Genomic DNA, 10,822 nt, shown 5'->3' on the forward strand with positions numbered 1-10,822 from the left:
AATCTTTGTAAAAATTTGCGGAGGCTGAATATGGCTAAGGTTTATTACGATCAGGATGCCACCCTTGAGCCTCTCATAGGTAAAACCGTAGCTGTTCTCGGATATGGCAGTCAGGGGCATGCTCACGCGCTCAACCTCAGAGACAGTGGCATAAGAGTGATAGTAGGTCTTCCGGAAGGTAGTAAGTCAAAGCGCAAGGCTATTGAGGATGGTTTTGCTGTTTTTCAGCCTGCAAGAGCAGTTCAGGAAGCCGACATAATTATGTTTCTTACGCCTGATACGGTTCAACCTCAGATATACAAAGAGAGTGTAGAGCCATACCTTGACTCTAGCAAAAGTCTTGCCTTTGCCCATGGCTTTAACATACACTTCAGACAGATAGTACCGCCTAAGGATGTGGATGTATTTATGGTGGCTCCCAAGGGTCCGGGTCATTTGGTAAGATGGATGTATGAAGAGGGAAAGGGTGTTCCAGCTTTGGTAGCTGTGCATCAAGACGCCAGTGGTTTTTGCAAAGATAAAGCTCTCGCTTACGCGAAGGCAATAGGTGCCACCAGAGCGGGAGTTATAGAAACCACTTTTAAGGAGGAAACGGAAACAGACCTCTTTGGGGAGCAGACGGTGCTGTGTGGTGGTGTCACTGCTCTCATAAAAGCTGGATTTGAAACCCTTATAGAAGCAGGCTATCAACCCGAAGTAGCTTACTTTGAATGCCTTCACGAGCTAAAACTCATAGTTGACCTCATATACCAGTATGGCATAGCAGGGATGAGGTACTCCATATCCGATACCGCCAAGTATGGTGATGTGACAAGGGGTGAGAGAATATACCAACTGGTAAAACCCCTCATGAAAGAGGTGCTGGAGGAGATACAGAAGGGAGAGTTTGCCAAAGAGTGGATCTTGGAAAATCAGGCGGGAAGACCTGTATTCAATGCGCTTCTGGAAAAGGACAGGAAGCACGCCATAGAAGAGGTTGGCGAGAAGTTAAGAGAGATGATGCCCTGGATAACCAGCAAGGAGCTAAAATGAATCTTACGAAAAGAAGAGAAAGCCTAAAAAAGGTTTATGCGCCTGTTGGCACTCTGCTATACAAACTTCACTTTCCTCCCAACCTCATAACCTTACTCTCTCTTTTGCTGGGTATGGCATCCGCCTATGCTTTTTACCATGGTAAGCTTTTGACTGGTAGCAGTTTTCTGCTTTTGTCTGGACTTTTTGACCTTGCCGATGGTACTGTTGCAAGACTCTCGGAGAAGACTTCCAAGTTTGGAGCGGTGTTTGATTGGATAGCGGACAAGTGGGTAGATGGCTTTGTTTTGGGAACTGTTGGGTACTTTTACGCAGGACCTTTTACAGCCATAACTGCAGTAACTGCATCTATGCTACACTCCTTTATTAAACCTGTTGTTTATTCGGAGATAGGCTATGAGGCGCGCATAAAGGGAAAGATAAAAGATCCACTTGAAGGCGTTGGCTTTTTTGGAAGACCCGAAACTCACATAACTCTGATAATATTTGCCCTGTTTGAGAGGATGAACGCACCTTTTGGACTCTCGGTAGGTATAAAGCTGATCGCTCTTTTAACCTTACTATCGCTCCTTATGAGGATACTGTACCTATACAAGCACTTTGGGAGGAGTTATGAATAGACCTTATGTGATTATAGTTTCGGAGGTAAGCGTTGACGGAAAGCTTACCCTCTACAGAGGAGCATCCAGCAAAGAGCTTATGACACTTATGGATCAGGAAGCATACAGGTATCTTCATGAGATAAGAGCCAAGGTGGATGGCATAATGGTAGGATGTGAGACGGTAAGGACAGACAACCCAAGCCTCACGGTGAGATATGTTCAGGGAAAGAACCCCGTAAGGATCATACCCTGCTCAACAGCCAATGTTCCTTTGGATGCTAACATTTTCTCAAAGGACGCACCTACCATCATAATAACTACCAAAAGAGCTCCAGAGGACAAGGTAGAAAAGATAAAAGAAGTAGGTGCGGAGGTCTGGGTAGTTGGTGAGGACCTTGTGGATTTTGATAAGCTTATGCCTATGCTTGTGGAGAGAGGCATAAAGAGCCTCATGGTGGAAGGTGGTGCTTCCATAAACTGGGAATTTATCAAAAGGGGTTTTGTTGATGAGATAAGACTCATTCACCTTCCCGTCATAGTGGGAGGTGAGAATGTTCCTACATTGGTAGGTGGAGAGGGCTTTAAGAAGCTCAGAAATCTGCTCCATCTGAGGCTAAGAGCGCACTTCAAAAGGGGTCATCACCTCATCACCGAATGGGAGGTGGTGAGGTAAGTATCTTTTCTATAACTTCTTTAAGAACCACCGCGCTGTTATGGTTCTCATCCTTGGCAGAATAAATTAGTGTCAATGTGTCTCTCCTTGCTTCGTCCACAAGTTTAAGTAACAGATCTTCTTTATTCTCCAGCTCCTTTATATACCTTTCTTTGAACTCTTCAAACTTTTCTGGATCGTGGGAAAACCATCTTCTGAGTTTTCGTACACTCGCTTTAGCTTTATCATACCTCTTTCTCCTTAAATTTGTGGTGGCAGTAAGGACAGACTTTTGCTTTCCAGTGGACTTCGCTATAACACATAGGACACCTCCTTTTTCCTTTCAGATAAAGAAATATGTTGAAGTGAAAGAGGGACTTAAGAAACAGATAAATGAGAAATACGCTGAAGATGATGCTCCAAGCTTTTAGCGGGGTGATGACTTCATACTTTGATACCCAAAAAAAGGTGGAAGACACAGAAGCTATCCAGAAGGCTACTCTTCTGTCCAGAAAGACCTGAGCTATCACCTGAAAGAAAGCCATCCAGAGGAAGAACTGGATTAGAGGGTCAGATAGCAGAGGTTCAAAGGTTTTTAACCAATCCATTGAAAACCCACCCTCTGATGATAAGGTGAAGCATCATACCCACATGGAAGGCAAGAATGCTTAAAATGAAAGTCTCCAATCCAAAGCTTTTCAATAAATATAGAAAGTAAATGCCAACGAGAGCAACCCTGAACAAGCTTGAAAGGTAAAGGATTCTGACATTTCCAGAGAGCAGATACAGGGCTTCCACATAAAGCACCCCAAATATAAAGCTTATAGGGAGCATGATGGTATTTTAACAGAAGTCCAGATAAAAACTTGACTAAAACCGTATTGGGAATTAGAATATAGGCAACACGGTTTTACGGGAGATAATTATGAGTTTACCACCCTTAAGGATAGGAAAGAAGAAGGCAGAAATACCCATAATACAGGGCGGTATGGGGGTAGGTATATCTTGGGAAAAGCTTGCGGGTGCAGTTGCCAGAGAAGGTGCTGTAGGAGTTGTATCTGCGGTAGGCACAGGTTATAGACACCCCAGCATGGTAAAGAGGGATAGATTCGGAAGACCAATAGGTTCTATATACACACACAGCAAAGAAGCCCTCACGAAGATAATACAGGACGCCAAAAAATTGTCAGAAGGCAGAGGACTCATAGGTGTAAATATACTGTGTGCCATAACTGATTATGGAAGGGTTGCGCAGGATGCGGTAGAGGCTGGCGCAGACCTCATCATATCGGGTGCGGGGCTTCCTATGAAACTACCCGAGTATGTAGGAGATGCGGACGTAGCCTTGGTTCCAATAGTTTCGTCTGCGAGGGCTATGAACCTAATATGCAGGTCTTGGGAGAAAAAGTACAAAAGGCTACCAGATGCCGTGGTGCTTGAAGGTCCAAAATCTGGCGGTCATCAGGGTTTTAAGTACGAAGAGTGCTTCATGGATGAGTACCAGCTTGAAAATCTCTTTCCTTCTGTCCTTGAGGAAGCCAAAAGGTGGGGGAACATACCTGTGATAGTTGCAGGAGGAGTTTGGAGCTATCAGGATATAAAGCATTACATAGAGCGTGGTGCTGCAGGCGTTCAGATGGCTACCAGATTCATAGCTACCTACGAGTGCGATGCACCGCTCATATACAAAGAGGTGGTGCTTAATGCAGACGAAGAAGACATAATACTTCTCAAGTCTCCTGTAGGTTATCCTTTAAGGGTGATAAAAACTCCTTTTGTGGAGAGACTTCTTGCTGGGTACAACGGTTGGAATGGCTGTGTTTCCCACTGTATAACACCCTGCAACAAGGGTGAAGAGGCAAAAAAGGTAGGGTTTTGCATAGCAGATAGATTGGGTGCTGCTTGGCTTGGAAATTACGAGGAAGGTATATTTATAAGCGGTGCCAACGGCCACCTTCTTAAAAAACAGGGTATAATATCAGTAAAAGAGCTTTTGGAGATGTTGACAGGAAAAAGACCCGACCCTACTCTTCAAGCTGAAGCTTTCATCAAATGATGGAGCAGATGGGAAAGTATATAGCCCTAACAGGTGTAGTTCTTCTTGTAGTAGGTCTTCTTATGATGTTTGCTCAAAAGCTTCCATTGGGTTTGGGGAGGCTTCCGGGAGATATAGTCATAAAAAAGGATAACTTTACCTTTTACTTCCCGCTTGCCACATCCATACTTCTGAGCATAATTCTTACGCTAATACTCAACCTTCTCTTCAGAAAGTGAAAGTTCCTCCATAAAATCCTTAAGTGCCTTCAGCGCTCTCTCAGCAAGGAGCTTTTTTCTAAGAAGCTTATCTTTTACTTTTATCTCAAGAGGTGGCAAAAGCCCCATGACAGGGGACATAGGTTGAAGCTGTCCTTCTTTGGTGGTTATGTACTTTATCAAAGATCCCAGCATGGTTTCCTCGGGTGGATACACAGGCTTTAGACCCTTAAGGAGCCTTCCGGCGTTTATACCTGCCAGTATACCTGTCGCTGCCGAGGCTATGTACCCCTCCACACCAGTGATCTGTCCTGCAAAGAAGATATTTTCCATCTTCCTCATATTGAGAAAGGGTGTTAGCACCTTGTTGGACTGTATAAAGGTGTTTCTGTGCATAGATCCAAGCCTTACAAAAACTGCATTCCTAAGACAGGGAATTAACCTAAGGACCCTTTTTTGCTCCGAGTAAGTCATCCTAGTTTGAAAGCCCACCAAAGAGAGAAGCGTTCCTTCTCTGTTTTCCTTTCTGAGCTGCACAACTGCAAAAGGTCTTTCACCCTTAGTTTTATCCCAAAGTCCCACAGGCTTCATGGGACCAAAGAGCAGAGTTTTGTAACCTCTCTCCGCAAGTTCCTCTATGGGCATGCACCCCTCAAAGTAAACCGCTTTTTCAAAGTCTTTTGTAGCTACCTTTTGCGCCTTTAAAAGCTCTTGGTAAAATACTCTGTACTCCTCTTCCGTTAAGGTGCAATTAAAGTAGTCTTCACCACCTTTCCCGTACCGTGAGCCCCAAAAACCTTTACTAAAATCTACGCTATCCGCTTCTACTATGGGAGATATAGCATCGTAAAAGTAGAGGTACTCTTGATTTACAAGTTCCTTTATATCAAGAGCAAGGTCATCAGATGTGAGTGGTCCGGTGGCAACCACTACAACCTGGTCTCTTGGTATCTTCTTTACTTCCTCTCTGATTATTTCTATATTGGGATGGTTTGTGAGCTTTTGTGTTATGTACTCAGAAAAAAGCTCTCTGTCAACTCCAAGAGCGCTTCCGGCCGGTACATAAGCGTATCTGCTTGCTTCCAGCACCAAGGACCCCAAGATTTCCATCTCAGCCTTTAAAAGCCCACTTCCTGAGGTAAGCTCCGTGCTTCCAAGCGTATTACTACACACAAGTTCAGCAAACTTATCCGTCTTGTGAGCAGGTGTCTGCACTTTAGGTCTCATTTCGTAAAGGAGCACCTTAATCCCCTCACAAGCCAATCTGTAGGCAGCTTCTGAACCTGCAAGCCCTGCACCGATCACTATAGCCCTTTCCATGCTTTTATAATTTATAACCTATCATGGCACACTTGTTTGATTTGGTGTATGTACTTACCCAAAAGGAGATAAAGGTTAGATATAAAAACAGCGTATTGGGGTACTTTTGGTCCGTGATGCATCCTTTAGCTTTTGCCCTCATGTTTTACTTAGCTTTTAAAGTTTTTATGAAGGTTCAAGTAGAAGATTATCCCCTATTTCTCATAACGGGATTATTTCCTTGGCAGTGGTTCTCCAACTCGGTAAGCTCCTCCCTATTTGTGCTTATAGATAACGCCTCTCTCATAAAAAAGCTCAACTTTCCAAGAGAGCTTATACCCCTTTCGTCAGTTATAAACCACTCTTTCCACTTCCTTCTTTCTCTGCCCATCATCCTGCTTTTTATGTATATCTATGACAAAAGCCCCGCTTGGTGGCTTCCCGTAGGTGTGGTATGCCTCTTTTTGCCACAGTTTTTCATCAATTACGGTATTTCCCTGGCAGTATCTTCTCTGCACCTTTTCTTTAGGGATTTGGACAGATTGGTAAGCATCCTTATAACTCTCCTCTTTTATCTCACCCCCGTTGTTTATAGCGAAAGTATGGTGCCTGATAATTACAGTTTCATACTGTATCTTAATCCGGTTGCAGGACTTTTGATAAACTGGAGAAGGCTCTTTTTGGGACAGCCTCTGGATGTTTCCTTTCTTCTGCTAAGCTTTCTTTACGCCTTTGTGATTTTCCTTTCAGGCTATGTTCTTTTTAAAAAGCTATCTTGGAGGTTTGCAGAGGTATTGTGATGGATGAGGTGGTTATCTTTAAAGGGGTAAGTAAGTCCTATCCCTTTTATTCCCGTGTAACTGCAGGGTTGAAAAAGTTTCTCTTTACACTTCCCTCCTCACTGAAGGAGCTAAGAGGTCGCAGTTTTGAGGCTCTCAGAGATGTATCCTTTGAGGTTTACAGAGGTGAGACCTTTGGAATAGTAGGTAAAAACGGTGCAGGTAAAAGTACTATACTTGGTTTGATAGCGGGTGTGCTAAAGCCCACTAAGGGTGAGGTGATGGTAAAGGGTAAGGTCTATCCCCTTCTGGAGCTTGGTGCAGGTTTTCACAAGGATCTGTCTGGTAGGGAAAACATACTTCTAAACGGTGTACTCATGGGTATGACAAGAAGGGAAGTGATGAAAAAGATGGACAGCATAATAGAGTTTTCTGAGCTTTGGGAGTTCATAGACCAGCCTTTGAGAACTTATTCATCGGGTATGGTGGCAAGGCTTGCCTTCTCCGTTGTGGCACATCTGGACCCAGACATTCTGCTTGTGGATGAGGTTTTGGCAGTTGGTGATGTGAATTTTCAGAAAAAGTGCCTGAGAAAGATGGAAGAATTCAAAGATAAAGGAGTAACCATAATTTTTGTTTCACACTCACCTGAAGACATAAAAAGCATCTGCGATAGAGTTATGTGGATAGATAATCACACAGTTCGTTATATAGGAAAGGCTGAAGAAGTCTTAGAAGAATATCTTAAATATTGTAAAATACTCATGACATGAGACAAATAGACTTTATGAGTTTGAGATTTTACGCTTATGTTTTTTCTGCGCTCCTCGTACTTTTAAGCTTTCTTTCCCTGTATTGGAAGGGACTCAATCTGGGACTTGACTTTACGGGTGGGACGGTGATTGAGGTAAGGTACTCTCCTAAGATAGACATAGGTAAGGTGAGGGAAGCGATTCAAAAGGCGGGTCTTAGCTCAGTGCAGGTTCAAGATACGGCTTCGGGCACGGTTCTTGTAAAGCTCAAGTTGGGGGAATCAAGGGAGGTAGCCTTACAAGTCCTCAAAAAGCTTGGAAATGCCGAAATAGTGAGCATGCAAACCATAGGTGGTGTGATAAGCGATGAGTTAAGGAAGAAAGCTATATGGTCTCTCTTGGTAGCCATAGGTGGAATAATGCTTTACCTGGGATACAGATTTGAGCCTGTATGGGCTTTTAGCGGTGTAGTAGCTCTTGCTCACGATGTGCTGGTGGTTGTAGGTGCTTACTCCCTCACTCAAAGGGAAATAAGCTTAGATGTTGTAGCTTCCTTTCTTATAGTAGCAGGATACTCCATGTCAGATACGGTTGTGGTTTTTGATAGGATAAGGGAAAGCCTGAGGGTGAGAAAGGCAACAGACTTAAAGCAGGTAATAAACTTATCTATAAACCAGACGCTATCAAGAACGCTAATGACTTCTCTGACGGTGCTTGTAGTTGCCATCGCTTTATTTCTTCTTGGCGGACCTGCATTATCCAACATAATGTTTGCCTTTGTCATAGGTATAGCGGTAGGCACGCTTTCTTCCATATTTGTTGCAAGCGCTCTGATGCTGGACATAAAGAGTAAGCTCTTTAAAGTGGGGCTTCAAAAAACTTAGTGTCTGCTGTTATAATTTTCAGCAATGGGATACTCAGTTATAAGGATTGCGTTGCTGTTGGCGGGGGTCTGTCTCTTGGTGGGTGCTTTTTTGGGGTGGAGGTGGTGGGAAAGCAGAAGGCTCTCTAAGATCTCCTATCAGGAATACCAGATAAGACGGGAAATACAGTCTGGAAACTATCAGGAAGCTCAAAAGCTTATAAAGAAGGTGGCAGAGGAAGAATCGCCCTATACGCCTCTTGTTTTGTCTTACCGGCTTTACTTGGAGCGAGAGGGAGGTCTCCAAGTAGATGAGGTAAAAACTCTCCAAAGCATAATAAGCTCTCTGAAGGATAAGGACATTTTATCCTTATACAGGGAGAGGCTTGCCTACGCTTACTTTACTGCAGGAAACTACCAGAAAGCCCTTGAGCTTTTAGAGAGCATTAAGGGGGATAGCTTAAATTACTATTCGGCGCAGATTCTGAAAGGCTTAGTGCTTGAGAAAGTGGGTAGAAGAGACGAAGCAAAGGCAGTTTACTCACAGGTGGAGAAAATGGCAAAAGGCACTTACTTTGGCAACATTGCCTCCGCTCTTCTGATGGAGGAAAGGTGATGGACCTGCTCATAGAGATAGGTACGGAGGAGCTTCCAGCTAAGGTGATAAACCACATATTGGAATATCTAAAAGAATCCTTTGGAGAAGTGCTTGGAAGAAAAGATGCCAAGCTTTATGGAACCCCAAGGAGGTTAGCTCTTTACTACAGGGACTTTGAGAATGCAAGTATCTTGCAGGAGGAGGTGGTTGTTGGACCTCCTGTGAGCGTGGCTTACGATAGCGAAGGAAAGCCAACAAGGGCACTTTTGGGCTTTTTGCAAAGGGTTTCTGCGTCTTCTGAAGATGTTATGAGAATACGCAAAGGTGATGCTGAGTACATAGCCATTAGGAAAGTTTATGAGGGGAAAAAACCACTGGATGCTTTAGCGGAACGCTTTGAGGATATACTGCTCTCTGCACCTCTTCCTAAAAGGATGAGGTGGGACAAGAGTGGTTTGAGTTTTTTAAGACCTATAAGGTGGATCTGCGCCCTTTACGGTGGAGAAGTTGTGCCTCTGAGTTTTGGGAGTGTAAAAGCCAGCAGAAAAACCAAAGGTCACAGGTTCCTCTCACAGGGATGGATAGAGCTAAAAGATGCCTCTGAGTATGAGGAAAAGCTAAAGGAAAACTATGTGATACCAGACTTTAAAGAGAGGCTTGGTATGATCCTTGCCTTCCTCAAAGAGGAAAGCTACTCTTTGGGTGGATATCCCGAATATCCAGAGGGGCTTGACCAGGAGGTGGCTAACTTGGTGGAATTTCCCTTTGCGGTGGTGGGTGAGTTGGAGGAAAAATATTTAGAGCTTCCGGAGAGAGTTATAGTTACCGTTCTTGCACATCATCAGAGATTTTTCTGTATAAAAAAGGAAGGAAGGCTTTTACCTAACTTCATAGGCATAAGCGGAAACCTGCCAAAGGACAGCCTGATAGTGATGGGTTATCAAAAGGTCATAAGAGCAAGGTTGGAAGATGCCCTCTTTTTTTATAGGGAGGATCTGAAGGTAAAACTTGAACATTTAGTGGATAAGCTTTCACAGGTGGTCTTCCATCCAAAAGCTGGCAACATGCTGGAAAAGACCCAGAGGCTGGTTTATTTATCGGAAGAGATAGGAAGGCATTTAATGCTAAACGAAGAGACAATTGCTAAGATAAAAAGAGCCTCTTACCTTTCAAAGGCAGATCTGCTTACCAACATGGTAAAGGAGTTTGACGAACTTCAGGGTTATATGGGATACATTTACGCCACTTTGCAGGGTGAAGACAAAGATGTATCCTATGCAATTTATGAGCATTATCTTCCTATGCCTGAAAGCACCGTTGGAAAGGTGCTTTCTCTGGCTGACAAGATAGATAGCATTGTCATGTTTATAAAGGCAGGCGAGATACCTTCCGGTAGCTCAGACCCCTATGGTTTGAGGAGACATGCTTATGGTATCTTTGCCATAATGGAAGATGCACTATGGGACATAGACCTCAGAAAGCTTATAGAAAAGTTCTATGGAGGTACAAATCCTCAGTTGGAAGCCTTTTTAAGGGGGAGGCTTGAAGCTTATCTTGAAGTGTATGGATACGATGTTGTAAGAGCTGTTCTTGAAGTCCACGACCCTTTAAAACCTTTGAGCTGTATAAAGATGGTTAAAAGGATTGCCAGTTTAAAAGAAGAGCAGAAATTTAAAGATGTAGTGAGCGCTTACAGAAGGGTGGTTAGGATACTACCCAAAGAGTGGGAGGACAGCATGGTAGAGGAGGAGGTACTTAAAGAAAAAGAGGAGATAAACCTGTGGGAGAAGGTAAAAGAGCTAAACTTTAAAGCTCAAGATGTACTGGACCTTCAGCCTCTTAAAGAAAGCGTAGATGCTTTTTTTGACGCAGTTCTCGTTATGGATAAAGATGAAAGAATTAAAAGAAATAGGCTGGCTCTTCTTTGTAATGTCAAGCAGTTATTTAATAAATTTGCTGACTTTAGCATGTTAGTTTACGAGGAGGTATAAAG

14 protein-coding genes are annotated in these 10,822 nt (G+C 43.5%); 10 read left to right on the top strand and 4 right to left on the bottom strand.

All coding sequences use genetic code 11. The features are described from left to right. The first annotated feature begins 30 nt into the window (after positions 1–30). The 3 genes from ilvC to HTH_RS08220 are packed head-to-tail and all read left to right on the top strand — an operon-like array spanning position 31 to position 2,307. The gene (gene ilvC / locus HTH_RS08210; protein WP_012964258.1) at positions 31–1,032 is read left to right on the top strand and encodes a ketol-acid reductoisomerase; all 1,002 of its coding nucleotides are present in this window, start codon (positions 31–33) and stop codon (positions 1,030–1,032) included. Next, positions 1,029–1,652, top strand: a complete 624-nt coding sequence (locus tag HTH_RS08215) for a CDP-alcohol phosphatidyltransferase family protein (protein ID WP_012964259.1) — start codon at positions 1,029–1,031, stop codon at positions 1,650–1,652. The genes ilvC and HTH_RS08215 overlap by 4 nt, the downstream gene beginning before the upstream one ends. Then, on the top strand, positions 1,645–2,307 hold the full coding sequence (locus HTH_RS08220) for a 2,5-diamino-6-(ribosylamino)-4(3H)-pyrimidinone 5'-phosphate reductase (protein WP_012964260.1): 663 nt from the start codon (positions 1,645–1,647) through the stop codon (positions 2,305–2,307). Before HTH_RS08215 ends, HTH_RS08220 begins: the two co-directional genes overlap by 8 nt. Here the strand turns inward: HTH_RS08220 and HTH_RS10200 are convergent. The 3 genes from HTH_RS10200 to HTH_RS08230 are packed head-to-tail and all read right to left on the bottom strand — an operon-like array spanning position 2,282 to position 3,120. Further along, entirely contained in the window at positions 2,282–2,602 is a 321-nt protein-coding gene (locus HTH_RS10200; protein ID WP_081424090.1) for a DUF488 family protein, N3 subclade, read from the bottom strand. The genes HTH_RS08220 and HTH_RS10200 overlap by 26 nt on opposite strands. Then, entirely contained in the window at positions 2,532–2,894 is a 363-nt protein-coding gene (locus tag HTH_RS08225; RefSeq protein ID WP_012964261.1) for a hypothetical protein, read from the bottom strand. Before HTH_RS08225 ends, HTH_RS10200 begins: the two co-directional genes overlap by 71 nt. Beyond that, positions 2,872–3,120: a hypothetical protein gene (locus HTH_RS08230; protein WP_012964262.1), complete on the bottom strand. Its 249-nt coding sequence runs from the start codon at positions 3,118–3,120 to the stop codon at positions 2,872–2,874. The genes HTH_RS08225 and HTH_RS08230 overlap by 23 nt, the downstream gene beginning before the upstream one ends. 91 nt (positions 3,121–3,211) lie before the next feature. On the opposite strand from HTH_RS08230, the gene HTH_RS08235 reads away from it, so the two are divergent. Both HTH_RS08235 and HTH_RS08240 read left to right on the top strand, forming a co-directional pair. Then, positions 3,212–4,342 (top strand): NAD(P)H-dependent flavin oxidoreductase, encoded by a 1,131-nt coding sequence (locus tag HTH_RS08235; RefSeq protein WP_012964263.1) that lies wholly within the window; start codon positions 3,212–3,214, stop codon positions 4,340–4,342. Then, entirely contained in the window at positions 4,342–4,560 is a 219-nt protein-coding gene (locus tag HTH_RS08240) for a DUF2905 domain-containing protein (protein WP_012964264.1), read from the top strand. The genes HTH_RS08235 and HTH_RS08240 overlap by 1 nt, the downstream gene beginning before the upstream one ends. Here the strand turns inward: HTH_RS08240 and trmFO are convergent. Further along, a complete protein-coding gene (gene trmFO / locus HTH_RS08245; protein WP_012964265.1) occupies positions 4,531–5,859 on the bottom strand; it encodes an FADH(2)-oxidizing methylenetetrahydrofolate--tRNA-(uracil(54)-C(5))-methyltransferase TrmFO in 1,329 nt (442 codons plus the stop codon). The genes HTH_RS08240 and trmFO overlap by 30 nt on opposite strands. 23 nt (positions 5,860–5,882) lie before the next feature. On the opposite strand from trmFO, the gene HTH_RS08250 reads away from it, so the two are divergent. The 5 genes from HTH_RS08250 to glyS are packed head-to-tail and all read left to right on the top strand — an operon-like array spanning position 5,883 to position 10,820. Next, on the top strand, positions 5,883–6,638 hold the full coding sequence (locus HTH_RS08250) for an ABC transporter permease (protein WP_012964266.1): 756 nt from the start codon (positions 5,883–5,885) through the stop codon (positions 6,636–6,638). After that, positions 6,638–7,390 carry an ABC transporter ATP-binding protein gene (locus tag HTH_RS08255; RefSeq protein WP_012964267.1) on the top strand — a complete coding sequence of 251 codons (753 nt, stop codon included), beginning with the start codon at positions 6,638–6,640 and terminating at the stop codon, positions 7,388–7,390. The genes HTH_RS08250 and HTH_RS08255 overlap by 1 nt, the downstream gene beginning before the upstream one ends. After that, positions 7,387–8,253: a protein translocase subunit SecF gene (gene secF, locus HTH_RS08260; protein ID WP_012964268.1), complete on the top strand. Its 867-nt coding sequence runs from the start codon at positions 7,387–7,389 to the stop codon at positions 8,251–8,253. The genes HTH_RS08255 and secF overlap by 4 nt, the downstream gene beginning before the upstream one ends. A gap of 24 nt (positions 8,254–8,277) precedes the next feature. Beyond that, positions 8,278–8,847, top strand: a complete 570-nt coding sequence (locus HTH_RS08265) for a YfgM family protein (RefSeq protein ID WP_012964269.1) — start codon at positions 8,278–8,280, stop codon at positions 8,845–8,847. After that, positions 8,847–10,820 carry a glycine--tRNA ligase subunit beta gene (gene glyS, locus HTH_RS08270; RefSeq protein WP_012964270.1) on the top strand — a complete coding sequence of 658 codons (1,974 nt, stop codon included), beginning with the start codon at positions 8,847–8,849 and terminating at the stop codon, positions 10,818–10,820. Before HTH_RS08265 ends, glyS begins: the two co-directional genes overlap by 1 nt. Positions 10,821–10,822: the final 2 nt, after the last annotated feature.

Source organism: Hydrogenobacter thermophilus TK-6 (assembly GCF_000010785.1).
Lineage (GTDB): Bacteria > Aquificota > Aquificia > Aquificales > Aquificaceae > Hydrogenobacter > Hydrogenobacter thermophilus.

Coding starts and splice junctions, on each gene's coding strand:
- ilvC (WP_012964258.1), top strand. CDS start 31: ATGGCTAAGGTTTATTACGATCAGGATGCCACCCTTGAGCCTCTCATA.
- HTH_RS08215 (WP_012964259.1), top strand. CDS start 1,029: ATGAATCTTACGAAAAGAAGAGAAAGCCTAAAAAAGGTTTATGCGCCT.
- HTH_RS08220 (WP_012964260.1), top strand. CDS start 1,645: ATGAATAGACCTTATGTGATTATAGTTTCGGAGGTAAGCGTTGACGGA.
- HTH_RS08225 (WP_012964261.1), bottom strand. CDS start 2,894: ATGGATTGGTTAAAAACCTTTGAACCTCTGCTATCTGACCCTCTAATC.
- HTH_RS08230 (WP_012964262.1), bottom strand. CDS start 3,120: ATGCTCCCTATAAGCTTTATATTTGGGGTGCTTTATGTGGAAGCCCTG.
- HTH_RS08235 (WP_012964263.1), top strand. CDS start 3,212: ATGAGTTTACCACCCTTAAGGATAGGAAAGAAGAAGGCAGAAATACCC.
- HTH_RS08240 (WP_012964264.1), top strand. CDS start 4,342: ATGGAGCAGATGGGAAAGTATATAGCCCTAACAGGTGTAGTTCTTCTT.
- trmFO (WP_012964265.1), bottom strand. CDS start 5,859: ATGGAAAGGGCTATAGTGATCGGTGCAGGGCTTGCAGGTTCAGAAGCT.
- HTH_RS08250 (WP_012964266.1), top strand. CDS start 5,883: ATGGCACACTTGTTTGATTTGGTGTATGTACTTACCCAAAAGGAGATA.
- HTH_RS08255 (WP_012964267.1), top strand. CDS start 6,638: ATGGATGAGGTGGTTATCTTTAAAGGGGTAAGTAAGTCCTATCCCTTT.
- secF (WP_012964268.1), top strand. CDS start 7,387: ATGAGACAAATAGACTTTATGAGTTTGAGATTTTACGCTTATGTTTTT.
- HTH_RS08265 (WP_012964269.1), top strand. CDS start 8,278: ATGGGATACTCAGTTATAAGGATTGCGTTGCTGTTGGCGGGGGTCTGT.
- glyS (WP_012964270.1), top strand. CDS start 8,847: ATGGACCTGCTCATAGAGATAGGTACGGAGGAGCTTCCAGCTAAGGTG.